Below are 25,501 nucleotides of genomic sequence, written 5' to 3'. Positions count from 1 at the left end.
CCGATGAACCAAACAAGCCAAATGCTGAGAATGATTATTGAGAATGCAGCCGCGGGCAAAATTGACAAGCAGGTTGCTGGCCAGCTGCTCAAAGGATTGAAATCGGAGGGTAGGCGGAACGACTCTGAGGGAATCGCCATTGTTGGCATATCGGCCATGCTTCCGTCCGCGGACAATATTGGCCAGTTTTGGGACAACATCCGTGATCGCTGTGATTCCATTGCCAATTTTCCGGACTCTCGTCGTCAAAATATTGATGCATATCTCCAATATGCAGGATATGGAGAGGACATCAAATACAGTGATGGTTCTTATCTGAAAGACATCGACCAATTTGATTACAAATTATTTCGGATTCCGCCGCGGGATGCGGCGCTGATGGACCCTTTTCAAAGACTGTTTCTACGAACAGCCTGGAGTGCCCTCGAAGATGCAGGATATGGTGGGAAAAGTCTGGCTGGCAGCCGTACAGGCGTATATCTGGGATTCGCCAGCAACATTAAGGACAGCTATCTGCGAATGATTCAGGACATCGATATTCAATTAACTTCCGATGCAGCCGTCGGCAATATTGCCGCCATGATGCCTGCACGAATTTCGTACCTTCTGGATCTGAAGGGGCCTTCAATGGTGGTGGACACGGCCTGTTCATCCTCATTGGTTGCCGTGCATCTCGCCTGCCAATCCATTCGGAATGGCGATTGTGATATGGCACTTGCCGGTGGATTACGTGTGAACCTGATGCCACTGGATACGGAATATTACCGTGGGGGGCTTGAAGCATCGGATGGACGAACAAGAGCCTTTGACCATTCATCGGATGGGGCTGGAATCAGCGAAGGGGTTGCTACGGTATTACTGAAACCGTTGAGCAAAGCGCTCAGGGACAAGGACCAGATCTATGCGGTTATTAAAGGCAGCGCCATCAATCAGGACGGAGCTTCTATTGGGATCACCGCTCCCAACCCGGAGGCCCAGGCCGATGTGATATCAAGAGCGTGGGATCAGGCCGGAATTCACCCGGAGACCCTGTCTTACATTGAGACACACGGAACGGGTACGAAGCTGGGAGATCCGTTGGAACTTGAAGGCTTAGAGCTTGCTTTCCAGAAGTATACGGATAAAAAGCAATTTTGTCCGATCGGTACCGTGAAATCGAATATTGGTCACCCCTATGAAGCGGCAGGTCTGGTCAGTCTGATCAAGGCGGCACTGGTTATCAAAAACCGTGAAATCCCGCCATCTCTTCATTTTGACAGACCTAATGCACAGATCGACTTCAAGACATCACCCGTGTATGTAAACACAAGACTTCGCAAATGGGAAGCAAAAGGATCTCCGATGCGCTGTGCAGTAAGCAGTTTCGGTTTTAGCGGAACGAACTGTCATCTGGTGCTGGAAGAAGCCCCGGTTGCTACAGATGATGACTCTTCTTATGCGAAGGAAGGGCTGGTCGTGTTGTCCGCCAAGTCTGAGCCAGCTCTGCGGGAACTGGTCGCCACATATAGCCGATTAATGCAGGAAAAACCGCCTGCATGTCATCTGCAGGATCTGTGTTATACCGCGAGTGTTGGCAGAGGACACTACAACTTCCGATTGGCTGTAGTAGCAGAAAGTCTCGCGGATCTGGGACTGAAGCTGCAAGTCCTATCTTTGGCGGAAACGTGGAATGAGCCTGAGTCCTGGTTTAGCTTCGGGGAGCATAAAATCGTTCCTGCCAGTAAATCACAGCTTGAGCCAGGTGATATGACGGAAGCGTCACGGAAGAAGCTTGATCGACGGGTACAGGAGCTTACGCAAGAGGTTACCCTCTCCGAGTGGACTGATGAGGCTGGCGTGTCCGAACTTGGTTCGTTATACGTACAAGGTGCAGACGTGAACTGGGTGGAACTGTACAAAGGTACCGGTGTGCATCGGGTCAGCCTGCCCGTATACCCTTTTGAATCCCATCGCTGCTGGATTGATCTGCCCGAGGATCTGGTTTCGAGTCGTATCGATAGAGGTGCAGCAGTGCCTGTTCAACAGACAGAAGATTTTCATTATACGATGCAATGGAGAGTTGCTGAACGGAAACGTTCAGGCAGCGGGATCTCCGTTTTACCGGGAACGGTATTACTGATTGAAGGCAAGCCTGGTGCAGATGATTCTGTAGCTCGTGTGCTTGAGCGCACGGGCGTGAATATAATCCGGGCTGTAGTGGGCTCTGCTTATGCACATGTGAGCGACAATCGGTATACGCTTGGTGACGAGGAAGCGGATTACGACCGTCTCTTCGCAAGCCTTCGGGACAAGTCGGTGGATCACATCATTCATGTTGGCTGTTCTTTGGATACCCCGCAATCGGGTATTCACAGTCTGAATGAATTGCAGAACAGCCAGCGCCAAGGTGTGTACAGTGTGTATTATTTAGTGCGTGCTCTGATGAGAAGTGATTTTGCCGAGATTGCTGGTATTACACTGATTGCATTGAACGCCCACAATATTACGGGAGACGAATCCGCTCAGCGGCCGGAACATGCGCCATTCCTGAGTCTAAGCAAGGTATTGAGCCGTGAGCATCCATCCATCTCTTTCCGCTCCATAGACGTAGATGCAGACACCGCCACAGATGACTGGATGGAGGAAGCGCTGGAGACAGAAGGTCAGGGGGATTATCTGGTCGCGTACCGTGGTGGACAACGTTACGTTGAAGAATTTACGCGTGTGCAGGTTGCTGAGGATACCCCATTATCTGTACGCCATCAGGGCGTATATCTGATTACTGGGGGTGGCGGTGGTATTGGTCTGGAAACTGCGCGTTTTCTGGCTTCCAAAGCACCTGTGCGCCTGGCTCTGATCAATCGGACCCCGATACCGGATCGTATACATTGGGAGAACTTGATGAACCAGCCCGGTCAAGCCAAGCTTCGGCGATTCATTACAGCCGTTACGGAGCTGGAGGCTAAAGGTTCAGAAGTGTCTTGGTACAGTGCGGATGTAGCTGACTGGGAAGCCATGGATATGGTGATTCGGGATATGCGTACACGTTATGGGGCCATTCATGGAATTATTCATGGGGCGGGTGTCGGAGGAGATCAACTTCTGTTGGATCGGAGTGAAGAACGATTCAGCGAAGTGCTGGCATCCAAAATATATGGTACCTGGAATCTGGATGAACTGACCCGCAGTGATGATCTGGATTTCTTTGTGATGTACTCTTCTGTAGCCACGATGTTCAGTGGTGTAACGCAAGCAGACTATGTGGCAGCCAATGCCTACCTGGATGCCTTTGCTGATGAGCGTACCTTAAGAGGAAAACGCACGCTCACCGTGAATTGGACCACATGGAAAGAGACGGGCATGTCGGTGGATGCCGGTTTTACCGCAGACACCATCTTCAAAACGGTCCTTACGGCAGAGGCAATACAGGGTTTGGCACAGGCGATGAACTCTTCGATCCGCAGGGTGCTGATCGGGCAACTGAACTTCAGTGGAGGCGGCGTTCGCTTGCTGGATAAAATGCAGGTTCGGTTGTCAACAGAACTCAGCGGCAAAGTGGCCGAATATCTGCAAAGCGCTGCTTCCAAAACGAGGTCGACCAAGAAGGCTGGCAGCACTTCAAATGGTGAAGTGAAATTATCAGGCAAGAGCGGGGGCGGATATACGGCTACCGAACTCCATGTCGCCAGCGTATGCAAAGAAGTTCTTGGATTTGATGAAATCGATATCTATGAGAATTTCTTTGAGTTGGGTGCGGATTCCATTCTGCTGCTGAAAATTCACGCGGGGCTCTCCAAGAGGTACTCTGGTGTTCTTGCCGTGACGGATTTGTTTGAATTTTCTACGATCCATAAGCTGGCTGAATATATTTTCAAAGAACATGGTGAATCGGAAGAAGACGCTAATCCTGTATTGAGTGATATAGATGATGCATATGCGACCAGCGAAAAACAGGAATCCACGCATGTTGCGGAGCAAGCAGAGGCAGGTTCCCAAGATCAGCAGCGTCCAGGACAAACTGTGCCTGGACCTTTGTCAGGAGATTTAGCCATCGTAGGGATGGCTCTGAATGTAGCTTCCACAACTGATGTATCCGAATTCTGGGAGCATATTCAAGGCAAGGTAGATCATATCCGTCCTCTCCCGGAACGAAGACAACAGGATCTGGACTGGTATTTGCAAAATACAAGGCTGGATCTCCCGGAACTGGATTCCAAAGCGGGAGCTTTTATTGAAGACATTGACTTATTCGATTATTCATTTTTCAAATTATCACCTAAGGAAGCCAGTCTGACAGATCCGAATCAACGTCTCTTCCTGGAGACGGTGTGGAGGGCCATTGAAGATTCGGGTTATGGCGGCGGGAAATTGGCCGGGTCAGATACCGGTGTCTATTTGGGTTATTCAACCAACACAGTCGATATGTATTCACGATTCATATATGAGACGGATTTGGGTGCTCTGCCGGATGCTGTGGTGGGTAACACACCATCGATCATTCCGGCCCGCATATCGTATTTGTTGAATTTGAAAGGGCCAAGCATGTTGGTAGATACGGCCTGTTCTTCGTCTCTCACAGCGGTGCACATTGCTTCGCGTGCCCTGTTAAGTGGAGAGTGTAGCATGGCCGCAGTCGGTGGAATCAAAATCTCAACCATGCCGATCACCAAAAAGAATGAAAACATGCTCCAGGGACTGGAGTCCGGTGATGGAAAGACCCGGGCATTCGATGATGATTCCGATGGTGCTGGGCTTGGTGAGGGCATCGGGGTAGTGATGCTAAAAAGGCTGGATCATGCCTTGAGGGATGGGGATCAGGTATACGCCGTTCTCAAAGGCACTGCGATGAATCAGGATGGCAGTTCAGCCGGTATTACGGCTCCCAATCCAGCGGCTCAACAGGAAGTCATCACCAAGGCCTGGAAACAGGCGGGTATTCATCCCGAGACCATTACTTACATGGAAACGCATGGCACGGGAACCGCACTGGGTGACCCGATTGAAATCAAAGGCATCCAAAATGCGTTCCGACAATTCACGGACAGACGCCAATTCTGCGCGGTCGGTTCCATTAAAACCAATCTGGGTCATACCTCTGAGGCAGCAGGCATGATCAGTCTGATCAAAGCTGCACTGGCTGTCAGACATGGTGTGATTCCGCCGAATCTTCATTTCAATCGTCCGAACCGGAATATTGATTTTCATGCATCGCCTGTATATGTGAATACACGATTACGACCGTGGAAAGTGAAGGACGGACCGCGTCGCTGTGGTGTCAGTGCGTTCGGTATTAGTGGTACGAATTGCCATGTCATTCTGGAAGAACCCCCGGTGACAATACCCGTATCTGCACCAGTAACAGCACGTCCTCATTTGCTGGTATTGTCTGCCCGATCCGAAGAGGCACTTCAGCGGCTGGTTGCCGACTATGTTCGCCTGCTTGAACGGAACGAGCAATTTGCACTCGCAGATATTTGCAGTACAGCAAGCACGGGACGAGGGCATTACCCGTTCCGGTTGTCACTTATGGGGCGGGATACGGAAGGGCTGCTGAACACGCTTAGACAGTTGGAGAACAAACCGTTTCAATCCATTGCACAACTAGGTGTAGAGTTCGGTGAACATCGGACTGTTCCCAAGAGCAAGAAGGATAAGGCTGCTGGTGAAATGACCGAATCGGAAAAAATGGGTCTGAGCCAATTAATGCGTTCAGCGATCCAGAGCTTTGTACAGGATGGACGCGAGTCGGAGTATTTGTTAAAGCAGATCGCCCATCTGTATGTACAGGGAGCAGATGCGGACTGGGAAGAACTGTACGCAGGTGAACACCCTCGTAAAGTCAGCTTGCCCGCGTATCCGCTGGAACGGAAGCGCTGCTGGATTAACATTCCCGAACGTCCACAGCTGCGTGAGGTCTCGATAGAAGAGGTCCCGGCTCCTCTGCACTATGCCGCTATGTGGAAAGAAATGAATCGAATATCGATTGGTCAACAGGGTGGCAGTACAGAACCGGTTGTAATGTTAATGGATAGAAATGGCACAGCCACATCCGTAGCTGGGAAACTGGAAGCGGAAGGCCGGCTTGTGATCAAGGTTTACCGCGGAGAGTCCTACACCAATCAAGCCAATGCCGAATTTACCATTCGATCATGTGAAGAAGATTATGAACGGTTAATCCGAGCGGTAGAGCCTTATAAAATCTCGCAGCTTCTTCATTTCTTTGCACTGGATCAGGATGCGGATGAAGGTACTGTAGGGGAATTGGAAGAATCGCTTGATCGTGGCGTGTACAGTCTGTTTTATTTGTCCAAAGCGATGTCCAGGGTTCATTTCAAACGCCCGGTCGACTTGGTACTGGTGACATCTTGTACACAAAGCGTTACGGGCAGTGAGCTGTACATTCGTCCAGAACACGCACCCATGGTTGGGCTTGGCAAGACCATCTGTCATGAGATGAATCAATTCCGTTGCCGAAGCATTGATATTGATGCCGAGACACCGATGGAGCAATGGCTACAGGAAATTCGCGACCCGGACACGTTATATCTTGCTGCGTACCGGAAGGGGCGGCGATATGTTCAGGAGTTGGGCGAAATCCCGATGTCCTTGCTGCCGGAACGACCGATACACATGCGTGAAGGCGGTGTGTATCTCATTACTGGAGGGACAGGCGGAATTGGAATGGAGACGGCGAGTGCACTATCTTTAGCGCCGGAGAAAATCAAACTTGTATTGATGAACCGCTCACCGTTTCCAGAACGGGCAACATGGGAAGAGGTGCTGTCCTCAGGTGAGGAAACGAAGTTAACCGCTCAGATTCAACGGATCAAAGAGATGGAAGCTCAGGGCACAGAAGTACATCTATACAGCGTAGATATTGCTGACCCCATTCAGCTTGCTTCGGTGCTCAGCAAAATCAGACAGCAACATGGTCTGGTGTCTGGTATTATCCACGGCGCTGGTGTGGCTGGCGAAGGTTTCCTGATGAATAAAGACCGTGAAGCCTTTGAACGCGTTATGCGGCCTAAGGTGCTGGGGACATGGAGTCTGGATCAGCTGACACGTGCGGATCAGCCAGACTTCTTTGTCATGTTCTCCACGGCTACCACGTTCTTTAGTGAACCTGGACAGGGGGATTATACCGCTGCTAATGCCTATATGGATTCGTTCGCGGCTCATCGCAGGCAATCAGGTTTGTCCACTCTTGCCGTGAACTGGACAGCATGGAAAGAGACCGGCATGGCCCGGGATTTTCATGCCAATTCAGATGGAGGATTCAAGGCGATCACAACAGCCCGGGGCATCCAAGGGCTGCAAGAAGCCATGCGCAAGGATATAACCCAGGTTCTGATCGGGGAACTCAACCGGGAAGGGATTTATCAGCATGTTTCTGATGATATGCCGCTCATGCTGTTTTCTTCCGATATTAGCGAGGCCATTGAGACAGGACGTAAGGGAGATTCAAGTCGTTCACATGAATCATCAGGCGAGATGAAGTTGCTGGGCAGGATGGATGAAGTTTATTCCGTCATTGAGAGCGCCTTAGGCCGACTATGGAGTAAATCGCTTGGGGTCAATGAACTCAGTATTTATGATGATTTCTATGAATTGGGTGGAGACTCCATTCTGGGTCTCAAGATCGCCAATGGTCTCACAAAAGAGTTGTCGATTCTTGTGAACACAGCAGAGATCCTGATGTATCCAACCATTGCGGAATCGGCTGCCTATCTGGAGGAGTCTTACGGTCTTTCCATAGGTGAAGATTCCGTGGGAGCGCTGCCTGCTCTGACTCGCGTGGAGACCCAACCGTATTACCCAGTCTCTTCTGCACAGAAGAGATTCGTCGTTCTGGACCGGCTGGAGGGTCAAAACACCAATGCAAACATACCAAGAGCCTCCATCATGGAGGGGGACTTTGAGCATGGGGCATTTGAACAGATCATTCGCAAGCTGATTCAACGTCATGAATCCTTCCGGACTTCGTTTGAGATTCTGGACGGTATTCCTTATCAGAAGGTATGGGATCAGGTCGATTTCAACGTGGGTTATTCAGAGTGTACCCGGGAACAACTGACCGAGAAGCTCCTTGGTTTTGTGAAACCTTTTGAGTTGGATCAGGCACCATTATTCCGTTTTGAAGTGGTTAAGCTTGCAGATCGTGTACACGCCGTATTTTTTGATATGCATCATATCATCACAGATGGCATGTCCATGGACATCATTATGCAGGAAATCATTGATCTGTACGAAGGGCGTGAACTGCAACCACTCACCATTCAGTACAAAGATTATGCCGTGTGGCATAATGCCTTGCTCTCCTCTGGTGCTCTGCTCAAACAGGAAGAGTATTGGTTGAACCTGTATCAGGATTCCATTCCACAGCTCAAATTGCCTACCGATTATCCTCGTCCTTTGGCTAATGAATTCGAAGGAGATCAGGTCGTGTTTATCGGCAATGAAACCTTGACTATGGATCTGGAACGTATGGCTGCGAAGACAGGAACAACCTTGTTTATGCTGCTGCTTGCAGCATATAACGTTTTACTGGCCAAATATGCAGATCAGGAGGATATCGTTGTGGGCTCTCCCATTGCGGGCAGATCTCACGCCGATCTGGAGGATGTCGTTGGTGTTTTTATTAACATCATCACGATTCGTACCAAGCCACAATCCGGGAAAACGTTCCTGGAGCTGCTGGCTGAAGTTAGGGAAGGCGCCTTGAGGTCTTATGAGAATCAACAATTTCAGTTTGAAGACCTGGTGCGGAAGCTTAACTTGAACAGAGACAGACACCGTAATCCTTTATTCGATGCGATGTTTGCCCTTCAGAATGTAGGTACAGTGGACGTTACTGTGGGCAAATTCACTACGACTCCATATGAGTTTGGAGCTGCGGAAAGCCGTTATGACGTGTATCTCGAAATCATCGAGAAGCATGACAAGCTGCGATTTAATCTGGAGTATCGTACCAAGCTCTTCAAGCGGGAAACGGCGGAGAAAATGCTTCACGATTATGTAGAGCTGCTGCAACAGTTATTGCTTCATCCGGAACAAAAACTTGGCGAGATTGAACTGGAAAGCAGCAAGCATATGCTGGTTTCTTACGATACGGCCTCAGAAGATCTTGATTTTAATTTCTGATCAGGGAGAGCATAGCCTCTCCCCCACAAACAGGAGGAACAGGGACAATGAAGAAGATCGGGGTAATTGGAGCAGGCGTGATGGGCCGCGGTGTAGCCCAGAGTTTTGCACAGACAGGTCATGAGGTTGTCTTGGTGGATATCAAGGATGAAGTGCTGGAGAGCGCTGGAGAAGAGATCTATAACAATATCCGGATGCTGAGGTTATTCAAGAAAGTAGAGGGACTGGAAGACCCGGAGATCATCATGGAGCGCATCCATATGACGACGGAACTGGAGATGCTTCGTGAAGCTGATATTATCGTTGAAAATGTGAATGAACAGTGGGACATCAAAAAGGAAGTGTACAGCCTGATCGATCCGATCTGTCATGAGGCATGCATATTTCTGGTGAACACTTCGTGTATCTCCATTACCAAAATTGCAGCACTAACCAAGCGGCCTGATCGGGTCATTGGTACTCATTTTATGAATCCGGTTCCCCTGAAATCAGCAGTTGAAGTGATCAAGGGTATGCACACCTCGGATCGTACCATTGAAGAAGTAACTGAACTATTGTCATCCATCGGTAAAGAGACGATTCTGGTTAACGACTTTCCCGGATTTGTCTCGAACCGGATTTCCCATCTGTTTATGAATGAAGCTGCTTTTGTTCTACAGGATCAGGTGGCTACAGCACGTGAGGTGGATGATATTTTTGTGAAATGTTATGGACACACGATGGGACCGCTGGAGACAGCAGATTTAATCGGCTTGGATACTGTTGTGGATTCGCTCGATGTGCTGTATGAGAGCTATCAGGACCCGAAATTCCGTTGCTGTCCTTTACTGAGAAAGATGGTGCACGCCGGACAGACTGGAAGAAAGTCGGGGGAAGGTTTCTATAGTTACTAATCAACTGCATGAATCGTTCATGGCATGAAAAGCTTTATTGCGTATTCAAAACACCATTTTAATGAGGGAAAGGGAGTAATACACATGGAAGAAGTTAAAGGTAGAGTTCGCAAGTTTCTGGGTCGTTTTTTCAAAAAGCACGAGCTTCAGGACGACGAGGATATCTTTGCCCTTGGTTTTGTGAATTCGTTGTTTGCGATGCAACTAGTTATGTTTCTGGAGAAGGAATTCTCCATTCGTGTCGACAATAAAGATCTGGATTTGCAGAACTTCAAGTCCATTAACGCCATCGTTGAGCTTATTGAGAGCAAGATGGTCAGTTCTTAGGAAGCCGATTCGGTCCACAGTCCAGTGTACCGTTTGCATTCATCCAGTCCCATTCTAAGGAGGTTAACGTGTTGAAAATGGAATTGAGCGAACAGCAGCTCCAATGCAAGCAGGATGCTGCATCATTTACCAATCAATATATCGTCCCATATGCAGGCTTGCACGATAGAGAGGAACGGCTTCATCCAGAGGTTATCGATTCGCTGAAATCCTCCGGTTATCTGGGTTCCATGATTCCTAGGGAGTATGGAGGCATGGGGCTTGATCCGATATCGGTTGGGGTGCTGAATGAGGAGATCGGAAGAGGATGTTCATCCGTCCGGAGTCTGCTTACTGTTCACGGTATGGTAGCCATAGCCATTCAGAAGTTTGGTTCCGAAGATATGCGGTCCTATTGGTTGCCACGACTGGCCTCGGGTGAAGTCATTGGAGCCTTTGGACTGAGCGAACCGGGAGTGGGCAGTGATGCCAAAAGCATCGAGACTATTGCCGAATTGGATGGAGATGGGTATCAGCTGAACGGGAAGAAAAAGTGGATCACGATGGGTCAGCTTGCTGACCTGTTTCTCATCTTTGCCCAAGTGAATGATAAACCAACCGCATTCTTGGTGGAACGGAATAATTCGGGATTGAAGACGCAGCCGATCAACGGAATGCTGGGGGTTAAAGGCTCGATGCTCGCGGAACTGCATCTGGAGCATTGTTATGTTGGCCCGGATCGTATGGTAGGGAGCCCAGGTATCGGTGTTTCCATGGTAGCCTTGCATTGTTTGGATTATGGTCGCTACACCGTAGCTTGGGGCTGTATTGGACTGGGACAAGCCTGTCTGGATGCTTCACTGAGTTATGCAGGCAGCCGCCGTCAGTTCGGAACTCTTTTGCAGGAAAATCAGTTAATTCAGAAAATGCTGACAGAAATCATTGTGGATGTGAGAGCAGCGCGGCTCTTATGTTATCAATCCGGTTATCTGAAAGAAGTAATGGACCCGGATTCCATTATGGAGACCTGGACGGCTAAATATTATGCAGCTGATATGGTCAACAAGGTAGCGCACCGCGCGGTACAGATTCATGGAGCCAAGGGCTGTAGTGCGGAGTATCCAGTGGAGCGCTTCTATCGGGATGCCCGCGTGAATGAGATTATTGAGGGCACCACACAAATGCATGAGATGGTTATTGCTTCATACGCTGCGAGTACCCATGAATCCGTACAAGAGGAGGCTGTTTTGTCATGAAAAAAATTAAATGTGTGATCTGGGATTTGGACCATACCATTTGGAACGGAATTTTGCTGGAGGATGAAGAGGTCACGCTGAAAGAAAATATTGTAGAAGTCATCCGTACACTGGATGAACGTGGCATTCTACAATCGGTTGCCAGCCGTAACGATCATGAACTGGCAATGGCCAAATTGGAAGAATTCGGATTGCGTGAATATTTCATCTATCCACAAATCAATTGGAATGCCAAATCCCGATCGGTAAAAACGATTGTGGAGTCCATCAATATCGGAATGGACACGATTGCCTTTATCGATGATCAGCCTTTCGAACGGGAGGAAGTATTATTCACTCACCCCGACGTGCTCTGTATCGATGCGCTGGCCTACCTTGAATTAACGGATATGGATGAGATGAACCCACGTTTCATTACCGAGGATTCTGCCTTACGCAGAAAGATGTACATGAATGATATTGCCCGCAATGAGAAGGAGGAGGAATTTGAAGGTACTCAAGATGAATTCCTGGCCTCTCTTGGCATGATCTTCACGATCTCCGAGGTGAAGGAAGGGGATCTACAGCGTGCAGAAGAACTGACGGTGAGAACACATCAACTGAATGCCACAGGTTATACCTACTCTTACGAGGAACTCGATCAATTCCGGTACTCTCCACGTCACAAACTGCTGATTGCAGGATTGGAGGACAAGTACGGCACATATGGAAAAATCGGACTGGCTCTGCTCGAATTAAATGACGAAGTTTGGACGCTTAAACTACTACTGGTCTCCTGTCGCGTTATGTCTAGAGGAGCAGGTACGTTGCTGCTGCATCATGTGATGCGTATGGCTAAGGAAGCGAACGTCCGTTTGCAGGCCGAGTTTGTATCAACAGATCGCAATCGTACGATGATGATCACTTACAAATTTGCTGGATTCCGTGAGATTGAGCAGAACGGAGATTTTTATTTGTTTGAGAGTGATCTAAGCATGATTCAGGATCAGCCTGCGTATGTGTCCATGGAAGTTATCGCGTAAACCCAATCTAAGAGGCGAGGTGTTCAATCAATGGAAAAAATAGCATTTCTGTTTCCAGGGCAAGGTTCCCAATATATAGGTATGATGAAAAACTTCTATGATCAGTACGAGATTGCAAGACAAACGTATGAAGAAGCTAATCATATTCTGGGCTTTGATCTGGCCAAAATGAGTTTTGAAGGCAGCCTGTTTGATCTGAACAAACCTTCCAATATGCAGCCGGCATTGCTGACAGCAAGTGTTGTTGCCTATCGTGTCTACATGGAGGAGATCGGGATCAACCCGCAGTTCTGCGCGGGTCACAGCCTGGGTGAATATGCAGCACTAACATGCTCCGGTGCCATGACATTTGGTGATGCTGTGCGGATCACCAAGCGGCGTGGCGAATTGACCGAACTCATCGCAGATGAAGCAGATGGGGGAATGACCATCATTGATGGTGCAGATGAGGGTATGATCCGCAGAGCCTGTGAGCAAGTGTCAACCGATACGGCCTGGTCTGCGATCTCCTGTTACAATGCTTCAGGTCAGTATGCCATATCCGGTCATCAGGATTCGATTGAACAAGTTGAATCCCTCTTGCTGGATCAAGATGCCCAGACGACCCCGTTGATGATGAGTGCGCCGTTTCATAGCCGTTTGATGGAGCCGGCCGGTGAACAGCTTGCGGTAGAACTTGCCAATTATCGTTTCCACCCATTCAAGTGGCCCGTCGTATCTAATGTGACCGCTACTCCGTATACCGAAGCTGAGCGAATTAAGGGACTGCTCCAAAGGCAATTATCCCAGCCGGTGAAGTGGACACAGACGATGCAATATCTCAAAAAGCATGGTGTCACGCTGACGATTGAACTTGGACCAAAGAATGTCCTGAGCGGACTGGTGGAGCTGGACAAGCTGGGCATGAAGTCTTTTGCCTATGGACAGAAAGAGGACCGCAAAGCATTGAAGGAGTTGCTGGATCAGGCTGTTGTATCCAGACCGAGACCAACGGTAGTGACCAAATGTATGGCCGCGGCGGTAGCCACACCGAACCGGAATTGGGATCAGGAGCAATATCAAAAAGGAGTCGTTGAGCCTTATAAACGAATCCAGCAGCTTCAAGAAGAACTTGAGGCAGCGGATCGGGCACCGACTACGGAGCAGATGAAATTGTCTCTGGAATGGCTGGGTACCATATTCGAAACCAAACAAGTAGAGCAGGAAGAGCGGGATGACTGGTTCCACCAGATCCTGGACGAGACGGGACAGTATTATTTGTGGAGTGACGATAAAGTTCCTACGGCATAACAAGTGCGTGTACACCAATCAACCGGCATGACAGGTGAGATCAACACTTGTTGTGCCGGTTTACTATGTATTCGGGGTGAGATCATGGATATCCATCTACTCAATGTTATGATGTCGAGTGATAAATTTAAGGAAGAACGAACGTACTGGCAGGAACAACTAGATGGCGATATTCATATAGGAACTTTGTTTGACGGAATTCTACAACCTTCGATCCAGACTGGGGAACCAAACGTACAGGTTCTTTCCTTTTCCTTTCCAGATGAACTGTCCGCAAGATTGATCCGCATGAGCGGGGGATCGAATCTGGCGTTGTATATATTGCTTTTATCGGGATTTCAACATCTGTTGTATCGTTATTACGGACACCAGAATGTGTTGTTGGGTATGCCTCTAACTCCAGAACAAGTCGAGGATTTTCGCAGTTCTCACTTGCTTGCGATTCGTGGAAAAGTAGACGAGGCAGCATCGTTCAGACAACTGGTATTGGATACCAAGGCTGAAGTCATGTCGGCCCGAACGTACTGGCATTTTCCTTACGATAAGATGGCAGAGAAGCTGGGACGACTTCCCGAGGAGTGCGAGTTGAAGACGGTTTTGTATATGAAAGGAATTCATGAGGAGCCTGTTCTGGATGAAGGAACCCATTGTTCACTGGAGTTTGATCGCGTAGACCAACGACTTCACATGACCCTCCGTTATGGTGCAATACCTCTTGAACCCAGTCAACCCGAGCGTTTATGTTCCCACTACATACGATTGCTGGAACAGACAACAGCCTTACCAGACCAACCCTTATCCATAAGTTGGCTCCTTTCTTCGGAAGAGGAGAATGAAATCATGGAAAGCTGGAACAAAAGTCCACGTTCTTCCCTGCCAGAGGAACGTTCTGTCTGTACTTTATTTCTTGAACAAGTGAACAGAATACCCAACCAGACTGCGGTTATAGAGGGAGATCGCCAAATTTCGTATCAGTCCCTGGAGGAGCAATCCAATCAACTGGCCCGTCTCTTGCTTGCCTCTGGAGTGACTGCCGAAAGTCCAGTGCTTGTCATGATGGCAGGTTCCGTGGAATTAATCATTACGATCCTGGCAGTGTTCAAGGCAGGCGGAACCTATATTCCTCTTCATCCTGAATATCCCCTGGAGCGTATACGTCATATTTTAATGGAATCGGATGCACGTATTTTCCTGACGGGAAAGTTGGAAACGGAGGTACAACAGGCTCTAGAGGAGATGACATTGGCTATGCCCTCAGGCTCAGGCATAGAAATGATTAAGCTGGATGATGCCCCATGGAGAGCAGAAGATGGAAGTGGTTTAAGTACCTTACCTGATATGAGTGGTCTAGCATACATTCTATACACCTCCGGATCAACGGGTCAGCCCAAAGGGGTCGGAGTAGAGCAACGAAATCTGAGTGCATACGTGAACGCTTTTCAAGCCGAGTTTCAACTAAATTCAACAGACAAGGTGCTTCAACAAGCCGCCAGTACCTTTGATACTTATATGGAGGAAGTGTTTCCTGCATTAACTGCGGGGGCAACACTTGTTGTGGTTCAGCGGGAACAACTGTTAGATATTCACGGACTGGTGCAGTTACTGGACCGACACAAGGTCACCCTTGTCAGTACTACACCTCATATTCTGAGGGAGCTTAACCGGATGCCCAATCTTGCGAGTGTTCGCACCTTTATCAGCGGTGGGGATGTGTTGAAGATGGCGGACATTGGACATCTGCTCACCTATACCAATGTATACAATACGTATGGTCCCACGGAGACGACGGTATGTGCGCTCTATGAGAAGCTGTCATCAGAGACTGTTGATCCGATTCCGGTAGGTCGCCCCATTCAGGGTTATTTCGTACATATTGGAGATTGGCATGGACGAATGTTACCCGTGGGCGTACCCGGAGAAATATGTATTTCAGGCAAAGGGGTATCCCGAGGATATGTAGGATTGCCGGAATTGACGGATCAGAAGTTTGCCGAGTCACCGTTTGTTGAAGGAGAGCGGATGTTCCGCACAGGCGATACGGGGATGTGGACAGCGGAAGGCCGCGTGTTGTTTCTGGGAAGGATGGACAAGCAGGTTAAAATCAGAGGTCATCGGATTGAATTGGCAGAAGTTGAGCGACATCTGAACCGTTACGGTCCGATTGGCGAATGTGTTGTACTGACGATTGGAGTCGAAGGTGAAAAGGTGCTAACCGCTTATATCGTGGCAGATACGGAGCTGTATGTCATGGATGTTCGCCAATATCTGATGTCATTGTTGCCCGAATATATGCTGCCTTCAAAATACATTCAAATATCACATATGCCGCGGACGATCCACGGGAAGATAGATACACGAGAGTTATTGAACCAGAAGCAGTCTTTACATTTTGGAATGAACTATGCACCGCCTGAGAGTGAGCTGGAGCACCAACTGGTACATGTCTGGTGTACATTACTGGAAATGGAACGGATCGGTATCGACGACGACTTCTTTCAGCTTGGAGGGCACTCCCTGCTTGTGATTCGAATGGAGGTCGAACTGGAGAATCTCGGTATTCGGGTACTGCCTTCCATTTTGTATGACAATCCGACCATAAGGATGCTTGCAACGGTTCTGAAAGATAATCCCGGGCTTGCAGATTCAGATGAAAGTGAAAATAACGGGCAGGCATCTGACGTTGTACAGGTTAACAAGACGTTATCATCATCTATAGGCATGGAGCATTCATGGGGAGCCCATTCCGATGGATACCATCCTTTTAACGATGTCTTCTTCAAATTATGTTTCTATAACTCTTTATTCCCGATTGTATTGCAGCAGAAAAAAAGCATACATCCGTTCTTCATCCATCATGTGGACGAGTATCTATGGTCTGACAATGAGCAATTTCTTGTGAATGGTTTCTTCTCCTGCCGCAAAGATACGGACATTCTGGACGATCTGGGCATTGGCTATGAAATGGTGAAAATCAGCGAGGACATTATACAGGATGTCAGTCGAGCTGTACTGAATGCCAGACCGGTTATTGTCTGGGTTGACGTCTATTACACATCCATACGCAATGATACCTATCTCAAAAAGCATATTCCACATACCTGGCTTGTATACGGTGTTGATCCGATCAACCAGACGTTTACCGTGATGGAGCATAAGCATCATGATAACTTGTCATATGAAGAACGAACCGTCAGTTACCAGGATCTGATGGACAGTTATCATGGTTATATCGATCATTTTAATATGGAAGTAAACACCTTCTATACGTTCTACAACAAGCATAATCCGGTGATACATCGAAGAGATTCCAGTCAGGAGCAGTTGGAGGCATACTGGCAGATCTATGTGAGTCACATGGAAGAGCAACAGGAGCGGGTGGAGAGCAGTTTGGCAAGGCTGGTGGAGAGTGTGCCGCAGTTCGAGGCCGTTGTTCATGATCAACAACTGGTGTCTTCAATGGCTGAGGATTGGGTCATTTCGCTTCATAAATTGATTAGTGCCAAAAAGGCAGAGGTGTATCGTTGTGCCAATCTAACGGGTGCGGATTCCAGATTGACACATATTCGTGAGCGTATTGTCATGGAGTGGAGTGATATTCGCGCAGTTCTGGCCAAGTACGTGCTTACTTCTTCATATAAACCAACATCGTTTCATAAACTCCCGGAGATATACAGGAATATAAGCTTGCTTGAACGGGAGTATTACGATGAGTTGGCTAAATCTCACATGATGGGGAGGATCTGAATGAGTGAAATCATGACATTGGAGACCCGAATAATACAGGTCATCGACAAGGTTATGGCGTGTGGAACGGATACTCAGATGGATCAAGCCTGGGGCGAACTGGGGACGAATTCGCTCGATTACATTAAAATTGTGGTTGAGATGGAGAAAGAATTCGACATTGAAATAGACGACGACCGATTGACCTTTGTGCAAACCGATACGATTGCCGATTTCAGGGATTATCTGGTCAGTCTCATTGAAGGAGATTCGGAACATGAGCCGGACTAGACGAATAGGACAGATCTGGTTCAGGCTTTCTATTCAATTACCCGTGGCGGCACTTGTTATTATTGGATTAACCGTAACCGCATTAGTGACACTAGCCATGCAATTCCATACGACCTCCTATCTGCGCAGTGAGACCGCCAGTGCAAGTGCAGTGGCTGAATCTCTGCAAGGGGAGAACACCAAAGTACACATTATAGCTGAATTTACAGAAAAGCCTGATTCGGGATTTAAGAAAGGCGACTCCTTGATCTGGTACACAGAAGAACAGGGTAAACGTTATGCTGCGCAGATTCTTGAGGTTAATCAAGACCCCACATCAGCTACCACTCGTATTACAGCCGAAGGTGTATGGAATGAAGAGCTGGGGGAGCGGATGAAGTCCTCCCATACAACCGAGATCTCGATTGTTACGGAGGTACAGTCCCAGAGCCAGACCGTACTTGAGAGCTGGATATCCTAGAGGAGGATGGCATGGAGAATATTTCACTGAGCAAACGAATCCGTACATTCGCCAAACCTTACCGGATCAGCTTGATTACCATGCTGTTTTGCGAGCTGATCATGGTGGTGGTGGATCTGATTGGACCGCTTATTTTTGCCATTTTGATCGACGAAGTGTTCTATCACCGTAATCTTCATTTCTTCGGCTATGTTATTTTGACTTATATTGCTTTGTATGTAGGTGTAAGGGCTCTGAGTTGGATCATTAAATCCATCTGGATTTATTTGAATGTTAAATTTCTGTTTGATATTCGAAAAAGTTTATTTGATCGCATTCTTCATTTTAAAGCGTCTTATTTTCAAAAAGTCCAGACCGGTGATCTGGTCACACGTCTAACAAGAGACACGGATTCTGTCATGCAGTTAATAGAGTTAATCATTTTTCAGATGGCTGCTCCGTTCACGAAATTGCTGGTATCGTTTGTTTTTTTGTTTTATCTAAATCCGTATATCGCCTTAGCCATGATGGTGTTAGTTCCGGTTTCGGTCTGGGTATCACAGTATTTTAATCGTAAGATGACCAAGCAGCAGACGATTTTGCGTGAGAAATACGGGCATTTTGTCAGCTGGATGCTGGAGATGCTTCAAGGCATGAGAGATATTCGTTTGTTGGGGAGTGGTAAACGGGTCACTACACTGTTTACGGGACAGAGTGCAGATGTGATTCGTCTCGACAATCAGACAGAAGTCATGAAATGGATGTCGACCCGCTCTAATGCATTTATTTTTTTGCTATCGGATCTGTCTATCTACGCCATTGCTGGTGTGCTTATTGTTCAGGGACAGCTTACGGCAGGAGCCTTTGTTGCCATTATGTCGTATCTGACCAAGAATAATCAATCCATGATGATGATCTACGAGGCGGTTGTGAATCTGCCCAAGCTGACGGTACAGTCACGCAAAGTCTTTGAACTTCTGGATGAAGAGACGGAAAGAAGCGGTGGTCACTCGGAAGTGGATATGGAAGATGGGGAGACGTCATTCGAGCAAGTAAGGTTTCGGTATGAGGAACAGGGTCCCTATGTGCTGAACGGTCTCACCTTGGAGATCGGTGCCCATGAATCCGTTGCGCTTGTAGGAAAAAGTGGCTCGGGCAAAACAACGATTGTGAACATGCTGCTCGGTTTCTATGCCCCGGAAGAAGGGCAGATTCGCATTGGCGGCAGGCATATAGATGACTATGCTCTGTCTCGACTGCGTAAGAGAGTAGGGATCGTGCAGCAGGAAGCCATACTGTTCAACGAAACCATTCGTTACAACCTGATGCTTGGCAGCGCTCATGCGGATGACGACCACTTGTTGGAGGCATGTGATCAGGCCTTTATTGGAGACTTTATCCGTTCGCTTCCTCAGGGTCTGGACACCGTTATTGGCGCAGGGGGAATGGAGTTCTCTGGAGGACAAAAGCAACGTCTGTCTATTGCACGAATTTTTCTAAAGCAACCCAAATTGATTATATTCGACGAAGCCACTTCCGCTTTGGACTATGAAGCTGAACAAGCGGTCCAGCGTTCCTGGCAGCAATTGAGCAAGGATCGGGCTTCGATTGTCATCGCCCATCGCTTATCCTCTATCCTGAATGCTGATCGGGTTGCTGTTGTGCATGAGGGACGCATTGTAGCTACAGGCACACATGGATATCTGCTGGAGAATAGTGAGCACTACCGTGAGTTATTTGCAGAAGATTTCATCCGGAAGGAGGGACTGATGTCGTGACCAAGGCACCGTCAACTTCCCGGTATGCACTGTTTAAACAGATTAAGCCGTTTATCAAAAATGCGAACCGTCAAATCTTTATTCTGGGTGCACTGAAATTGGCCCTGACCGCTATTGCCCTCATGATTCCTTATCTGTACAAGCTGCTCATTGATCATGTCATGGTTGGACGGGAGCTTGGAATGTTACCCTATATCCTTTCCGGATACCTGGGCTTATTTGCGTTGGAGACAACCGCTCTGGGGCTGCAAACCCTGTTCAGTAACCGGTTATTAGGTCGGACCAAGTTGGATTTACAACTGAATATGTGGAAAAGATTAGTGCGCATGAAGCCGACTTTATATGAGCGCTATAGTGCGGGAGATCTGAAGAACAGGCTGGATGGAGACGTCACACTGGTCAAAGACTTTATCTTTTTGCATTTGATTGATTATACGTTCAAATGGATCAGCGTAGGGGCATATGCGGTTATTCTGTTGTCGCTGAATTGGAAGATGGCTTTGCTGGGTTTTATCATGCTACCTATTTCCTTCGTCATCAGTTCCCGATTGGGCAAAAAGGCCAAGGCGCTGGTCTCCGAATTCCGTCAGACTACCGGAGAATATGAGACATGGATATCGAACAGCTTCAGACACTGGAAGGAAATCAAGGCACTGAATATGCAGCGCAAAGAATCCATTAAGTTTGTGGGATATTGGAAGAGATTTGGAAAAATCAAGTTCCGGCATCTGGCGTACACCTACGCCAATGAGCTGTATTATACCTTCCAGGATGACTTTATTAATAAGATGAATCTTTATTTTATCGGTGGTTTGCTAATTTTTCAGGGGGAATTAACGATCGGGGGATTGCTTGTCTTTCTGACCTACTATCAACAGATGATTAACAACATTAATGAAATTAATGCCTCCAATGTTCAACTCCATGATGTGACACCTTCCATTGAACGGATCGTTGAATTGCTGGAACTTCCGGTTACACCACAGAGAAAGCTCGCATTACAGCCAGAGTTCCAAGGGCATCTCGAATTCAGGGATGTCTCCTTTCATTATCAGGAGAATCAAAGTAATGTCTTGCATGAGATTAATCTGAACATCCAGCCCGGTGATTATACGGCTATCGTAGGCAGAAGTGGTTCGGGGAAGAGCACGTTAATCAAACTTATTCTGGGGCAGAACGAAACACAGCAAGGGGCCATTCTTGTTGACGGACAGCCCATTGGTGACTTGGGATCAGAATATCTTTATCAACATATTGGGGTCGTTATGCAGGAGAATGCCTTGTTCAGTATGTCCATCATGGATAATCTCAGACTCGTACAGCCTCTGGCAACAGAAGAAGAGGTACGAGAGGTATGTCGTATGGCTTTACTGGATGATTTCATTGAAGGGTTGCCCGACCAGTATAATACCATCCTGGGTGAGTCAAGTATTAAGCTATCGGGAGGGCAGAAGCAACGCTTGGCTCTTGCCAGGGTGCTGTTAACAAGACCCCGAATGCTGATTCTGGATGAAGCAACATCTGCACTGGATAATGACTCGGAACGGAAAATAAATGAGGTGATCCGCGGGATCGCAGAAGATATGACCGTGCTTGTAATCGCACACCGTTATTCAGCTATTCAGGATGCCGAGCAAGTTATTGTGCTCGATCAGGGAGAGATCGTTGCTACGGGCACTCATCTGGAGCTGGCTGGACGACATGAGGTGTATGACACGTTATTCAAGGATCAGCGTCAAGGTATCGGGTCAGTGGTCACCTGAAATAAGTAGAACGATCCTAGGAGGTTTATGACATGACCATCTATTGTCCACTACATTTGGAAGAACACTATAACAACAATGGATTCAGTTATCTTGCTGCAAACCAAATTGGTAATTTCACGACCTTTGGTTCCTCGTACCCTGGAGACGAACTGCCTGATCAGGAGAAGGTACAATGGCAGGATGTTCCGTTTCATTTTCCTCTACACAGACAGGCGTTTAATAATATAGAACTGGATAGCCAGCACATTCCGGTACCTATCGATCTATATTCGACACTATACATTCTGGGTGCAGCAGATAATGGTTCATACCATGAATTCATTTATTTTGAACGAAATGGAGAGCGGATGGGGAGAGCATCATTGGACCTGACCAACTGGACCGAGACGGTTCCACATTATAATGAGGAAATGATGTTTCAATGTAGTGGGGTGTGTACCCAAAAGGGGGCCTTACTGACATCCAAACAGCCTATTATCTGGTTTCAGAAGATTACACTCGAAGAACCCATTTCATTTGACAAGATCCTATTGCCGGACAATCCATGCATGCATATCTTTGCACTAACCTTGGGGAAGGAGTGGAGTATATGAATATTCAGCCCAGAGAAGCACATGAAGAAGGTGAAGATTGCTTTACCTTATGTGTAAGCAGCATTCTCAACTATAAACAAATTACGAATTTTCTTGCAGTGTGGAAACAATGCGGGATGATGTACCATGAAGACCCGGAGAGGGGCACCCCGAAGCTTGTTCCCACGTATATGTCGGTTGAAAATGAGTTTCAACATATTCATCATATTGATTTGAATATCGTCAGAAAAAATGATCGGGCCGAGGTTATAAAGGAAATCATGACGTTGCTTCAGCAAAAAGAAGCAGTTATTGTATGGGTTGATGTATTTTATATGCAGTATAATTCACTCTATCAATTACTTCATTCGTCGCATTGTATTGTATTGTCCGACTATACAGATGGACAGTTTGAGTTTATTGATGATTTTTATCATTTGAAAGGCAATATGGATGAACAGACGTTATTTGAAGCTCTTGATCTAGGTCAGACATCGTTGATTCGTGAGGGCACGCGTTATCGTTATGCTATATTAGATGTTGGGAGTGCCGTCCAACAGGTAAAAGAGAGAGAATTCTACGATATGCTTCATCAAAATCATGAAATAATGGATGGAAAATCCGGGCAACTGGTTAATCAGGTTGAGTGGTATGAATTAGTTAATCCGCATGTAGGCCTGCCTGCAATTGAACGATATATAGACTCTACACGTCAGCATATGCAAGATTCATCAGTGTTGACCGAAGAATATCTGGACAATATGTATGGCGACTTGGCTGGCATAAGTAATAACAGATATTTGTATGGCCACTTCCTAAGAGAGGGAATGCCATATAATCCGGATATTCATCAACTGGTGGAAGCATACGAATATGCTGCGCAACGATGGAATCTCGCCGCTAATATGACATTGAAAAGTCAGTACCTGGATATGGATAGTCGTTATCACATGTTGAACCGAGTGTTGAGTAAAATTGGAGAAATTATAGGTATAGAACAAGAAGCGCATAACATGGTAAAGATTCTGGTTGCGAGTTAGGAGTCTAGGAAACCTTACGGAATTTGCAAAAAGGCCCATAAAGCGAACATCGCTTTATGGGCCTTTTTTATGACTTGCTTCATATTAAGCAGCAGCTTGTTTCCGTGACTGCATTCTCAGATACACCTGAGAGAAAATAACGGATGCCAGTGCGACCACAGTCATGCCCCAGAAAATATTGGTGTACGCTGAGGACAGTGGCATGTTCTGCATCGCCGTCAATGCTACACCAGTGACAGCAACACTGAAGGCACCGCTGAAGAACTGACTAAGTTGGAACAGTCCCATACCTGCGCCCACCTGATCCATGGTCAGATTGCCAGACAATTCATTGGACACGCTGGTGGTTAGGGAAGAGAAGCCAACGCTAAGCAGGACATACACGGCCATAATGGCGTAGATGTTATTGTCTGCAAATAAAGCGAACAATCCGGCAGCTGCCAGTAGTAGCCATGGGGCAAACTTCAGCAGCAACGTATTGCCATGTCGGTCAATCATGCGGCCGATCCGGTTGGACAGCAGCATGGACACGACTGCACCCGGGAAGATGACGAGTCCCGATTGAGCAGGTGTCAGTCCATATAGATGCGCCAAAATTTGAGGTAACAGGAACAACGTTGAGAAGTTATTAATGTACGATACAATCCCCAGCGAGCTGAGCATCATATATTTTTTGTCTTTGAACAAAGCAGGTTGAACAAATGGATCTGCCGCGCGCCGAATTCGGAGCCAGAACAGAAGCAGTGCCGCAGCACCGATAACAAGAGTGAACCACTGACGGGAAGTCAGGAATAACAGCACACCCGTAGTACCGATGGCGAGAAGCACGGCACCCAGCAGGTCAAATGAACCTTTTTGCGGTGTTTCCCGAGGAAGCAGTTTGAAAAATACAGGAATCAAGAATAACGTTAATCCTGTAACGATAAACAGATCATGCCAACCCAGAAATTGTGTGATACTTCCGCCGATGACGGGACCAAGTCCAAGCCCCAGCGAACTGGCGGACATGATGACAGCCATCGATTTACCCCGGCGATCATGTGGAATGTATCGGGTAATCAGCACAATGGCAAGCCCCGGAACCGAAGCAGCACCCGCAGCCTGGATCAGACGTGCAATGAGCAAAATGATGAAATGATTACTGAAGAACCCGAGAACCGATGCCGCACCAAGTAACGTAAGCCCGGTTGTGAATAATGTACGAATAGGTATGAAATCCGATAGACGTGAGAACGTAATCGAGGAAATGGCAAATACAATGGAATACCCTGTAACAATCCATGAGGAAGCGACGGATGTAAGCATAAATTCGGCTGCAATTTTGGGCAGGGCCAGATTAAACATCATTGTATTCATAACAACGAGTACAACGGTGAAGCCAAGCAAGCTTACGATTAATCCTTCCTGTATTCCAGTCCGTTCCCCTGATGATGCGGTTGCGGTGTTGTTCATAAAAACCTCCTAGAGTGATGTGTATTTCGCAACATTTCAGAAACGGTGTGTAACATTTGCAAAATGTAGTATGATGTCAATCCCGTGCCAAACAGGCAGGGGTTACATAACGAAATCATTAAAGTTCGATTGGTGTCGAACATTAGAAATATATCATGGATCTGTGTTAAAATACAATGGATAGTCTGAGAAAAGGGGACTACAGTATGAAAATTTTACATCATCCACAGGTGTCAGATATTGAACTTTCCTCCGTATTGTATGCGTTGAGCGACCCAACCCGTCTTGGGATTGTTGCGGAAGCAGCGAGAAGCGGAGAACAGCCGTGCAGTCATTTTCATGCACCTGTTGTGAAGTCAACGATGTCGCATCACATTCGTACCCTGCGAGAAGCTGGAGTCATTCGGGTCAGAGTGCAGGGTACACAGCATTTTCTCACCCTGCGATCCGATGATTTGGAAACGCGCTTTCCAGGACTCCTGCAACCGTTATTGCAGGCCGCAGCTCAGTCGAGAACAGATCCTTCCTAAATGTTGTCCTTTCTTCAGGTCGA

General features: G+C 47.5%; 15 protein-coding genes. 14 read left to right on the top strand and 1 reads right to left on the bottom strand.

Annotated elements, in window-relative coordinates; translation table 11 throughout:
* Positions 1 to 3 precede the first annotated feature (3 nt).
* The 13 genes from NSQ20_RS27680 (at position 4) to NSQ20_RS27620 (ending at position 23,496) form a co-directional block, all read left to right on the top strand.
* The gene (locus NSQ20_RS27680; RefSeq protein ID WP_340031237.1) at positions 4 to 9,120 is read left to right on the top strand and encodes an SDR family NAD(P)-dependent oxidoreductase; all 9,117 of its coding nucleotides are present in this window, start codon (positions 4 to 6) and stop codon (positions 9,118 to 9,120) included.
* Between the two features lie 47 nt (positions 9,121 to 9,167).
* Positions 9,168 to 10,013, top strand: a complete 846-nt coding sequence (locus tag NSQ20_RS27675) for a 3-hydroxyacyl-CoA dehydrogenase NAD-binding domain-containing protein (protein ID WP_036668119.1) — start codon at positions 9,168 to 9,170, stop codon at positions 10,011 to 10,013.
* 84 nt (positions 10,014 to 10,097) lie between these two features.
* Positions 10,098 to 10,340 carry an acyl carrier protein gene (locus NSQ20_RS27670; protein WP_036668118.1) on the top strand — a complete coding sequence of 81 codons (243 nt, stop codon included), beginning with the start codon at positions 10,098 to 10,100 and terminating at the stop codon, positions 10,338 to 10,340.
* Positions 10,341 to 10,417: 77 nt separating this feature from the next.
* On the top strand, positions 10,418 to 11,575 hold the full coding sequence (locus NSQ20_RS27665; protein WP_235193722.1) for an acyl-CoA dehydrogenase family protein: 1,158 nt from the start codon (positions 10,418 to 10,420) through the stop codon (positions 11,573 to 11,575).
* On the top strand, positions 11,572 to 12,597 hold the full coding sequence (locus NSQ20_RS27660) for an HAD-IIIC family phosphatase (RefSeq protein ID WP_076328853.1): 1,026 nt from the start codon (positions 11,572 to 11,574) through the stop codon (positions 12,595 to 12,597). The genes NSQ20_RS27665 and NSQ20_RS27660 overlap by 4 nt, the downstream gene beginning before the upstream one ends.
* Before the next feature lie 30 nt (positions 12,598 to 12,627).
* Positions 12,628 to 13,887 carry an ACP S-malonyltransferase gene (fabD, locus tag NSQ20_RS27655; protein ID WP_036668114.1) on the top strand — a complete coding sequence of 420 codons (1,260 nt, stop codon included), beginning with the start codon at positions 12,628 to 12,630 and terminating at the stop codon, positions 13,885 to 13,887.
* 84 nt (positions 13,888 to 13,971) lie between these two features.
* Positions 13,972 to 17,631: a non-ribosomal peptide synthetase gene (locus NSQ20_RS27650; protein WP_076319702.1), complete on the top strand. Its 3,660-nt coding sequence runs from the start codon at positions 13,972 to 13,974 to the stop codon at positions 17,629 to 17,631.
* Positions 17,632 to 17,901, top strand: a complete 270-nt coding sequence (locus NSQ20_RS27645) for a phosphopantetheine-binding protein (protein ID WP_051449549.1) — start codon at positions 17,632 to 17,634, stop codon at positions 17,899 to 17,901. It abuts the gene before it with no gap.
* Entirely contained in the window at positions 17,888 to 18,361 is a 474-nt protein-coding gene (locus NSQ20_RS27640; RefSeq protein WP_036668112.1) for a hypothetical protein, read from the top strand. Before NSQ20_RS27645 ends, NSQ20_RS27640 begins: the two co-directional genes overlap by 14 nt.
* An 11-nt stretch (positions 18,362 to 18,372) precedes the next feature.
* A complete protein-coding gene (locus tag NSQ20_RS27635; protein ID WP_036668111.1) occupies positions 18,373 to 20,118 on the top strand; it encodes an ABC transporter ATP-binding protein in 1,746 nt (581 codons plus the stop codon).
* Positions 20,115 to 21,881, top strand: a complete 1,767-nt coding sequence (locus NSQ20_RS27630; RefSeq protein WP_338707058.1) for an ABC transporter ATP-binding protein — start codon at positions 20,115 to 20,117, stop codon at positions 21,879 to 21,881. Before NSQ20_RS27635 ends, NSQ20_RS27630 begins: the two co-directional genes overlap by 4 nt.
* A gap of 32 nt (positions 21,882 to 21,913) precedes the next feature.
* Positions 21,914 to 22,477 carry a hypothetical protein gene (locus tag NSQ20_RS27625; RefSeq protein WP_036668110.1) on the top strand — a complete coding sequence of 188 codons (564 nt, stop codon included), beginning with the start codon at positions 21,914 to 21,916 and terminating at the stop codon, positions 22,475 to 22,477.
* Positions 22,474 to 23,496, top strand: coding sequence for a BtrH N-terminal domain-containing protein (locus tag NSQ20_RS27620; protein ID WP_036668109.1), 1,023 nt, complete (start codon positions 22,474 to 22,476; stop codon positions 23,494 to 23,496). Before NSQ20_RS27625 ends, NSQ20_RS27620 begins: the two co-directional genes overlap by 4 nt.
* An 84-nt stretch (positions 23,497 to 23,580) precedes the next feature.
* On the opposite strand, the gene NSQ20_RS27615 is transcribed toward NSQ20_RS27620, so the two are convergent.
* Entirely contained in the window at positions 23,581 to 24,948 is a 1,368-nt protein-coding gene (locus NSQ20_RS27615) for an MFS transporter (RefSeq protein WP_076319698.1), read from the bottom strand.
* A gap of 206 nt (positions 24,949 to 25,154) precedes the next feature.
* Between NSQ20_RS27615 and NSQ20_RS27610 the strand changes: the two genes are divergently transcribed.
* On the top strand, positions 25,155 to 25,478 hold the full coding sequence (locus tag NSQ20_RS27610) for a helix-turn-helix transcriptional regulator (protein ID WP_340031236.1): 324 nt from the start codon (positions 25,155 to 25,157) through the stop codon (positions 25,476 to 25,478).
* The last annotated feature ends 23 nt before the right edge of the window (positions 25,479 to 25,501 follow it).

Origin of the sequence: Paenibacillus sp. FSL K6-1122, assembly GCF_037977015.1 — a bacterium.
GTDB classification, from domain to species: Bacteria; Bacillota; Bacilli; order Paenibacillales; family Paenibacillaceae; genus Paenibacillus; species Paenibacillus amylolyticus.
This window is presented reverse-complemented; position numbering and strand designations above follow the sequence as displayed.

Excerpts from the sequence above, each read along its gene's own strand:
- NSQ20_RS27670 (WP_036668118.1), top strand. The coding sequence starts at position 10,098 with ATGGAAGAAGTTAAAGGTAGAGTTCGCAAGTTTCTGGGTCGTTTTTTC.
- NSQ20_RS27665 (WP_235193722.1), top strand. The coding sequence starts at position 10,418 with ATGGAATTGAGCGAACAGCAGCTCCAATGCAAGCAGGATGCTGCATCA.
- NSQ20_RS27645 (WP_051449549.1), top strand. The coding sequence starts at position 17,632 with ATGAGTGAAATCATGACATTGGAGACCCGAATAATACAGGTCATCGAC.
- NSQ20_RS27680 (WP_340031237.1), top strand. The coding sequence starts at position 4 with ATGAACCAAACAAGCCAAATGCTGAGAATGATTATTGAGAATGCAGCC.
- NSQ20_RS27635 (WP_036668111.1), top strand. The coding sequence starts at position 18,373 with ATGGAGAATATTTCACTGAGCAAACGAATCCGTACATTCGCCAAACCT.
- NSQ20_RS27625 (WP_036668110.1), top strand. The coding sequence starts at position 21,914 with ATGACCATCTATTGTCCACTACATTTGGAAGAACACTATAACAACAAT.
- NSQ20_RS27675 (WP_036668119.1), top strand. The coding sequence starts at position 9,168 with ATGAAGAAGATCGGGGTAATTGGAGCAGGCGTGATGGGCCGCGGTGTA.
- NSQ20_RS27615 (WP_076319698.1), bottom strand. The coding sequence starts at position 24,948 with ATGAACAACACCGCAACCGCATCATCAGGGGAACGGACTGGAATACAG.
- NSQ20_RS27620 (WP_036668109.1), top strand. The coding sequence starts at position 22,474 with ATGAATATTCAGCCCAGAGAAGCACATGAAGAAGGTGAAGATTGCTTT.
- NSQ20_RS27660 (WP_076328853.1), top strand. The coding sequence starts at position 11,572 with ATGAAAAAAATTAAATGTGTGATCTGGGATTTGGACCATACCATTTGG.
- fabD (WP_036668114.1), top strand. The coding sequence starts at position 12,628 with ATGGAAAAAATAGCATTTCTGTTTCCAGGGCAAGGTTCCCAATATATA.
- NSQ20_RS27640 (WP_036668112.1), top strand. The coding sequence starts at position 17,888 with ATGAGCCGGACTAGACGAATAGGACAGATCTGGTTCAGGCTTTCTATT.
- NSQ20_RS27650 (WP_076319702.1), top strand. The coding sequence starts at position 13,972 with ATGGATATCCATCTACTCAATGTTATGATGTCGAGTGATAAATTTAAG.
- NSQ20_RS27610 (WP_340031236.1), top strand. The coding sequence starts at position 25,155 with ATGAAAATTTTACATCATCCACAGGTGTCAGATATTGAACTTTCCTCC.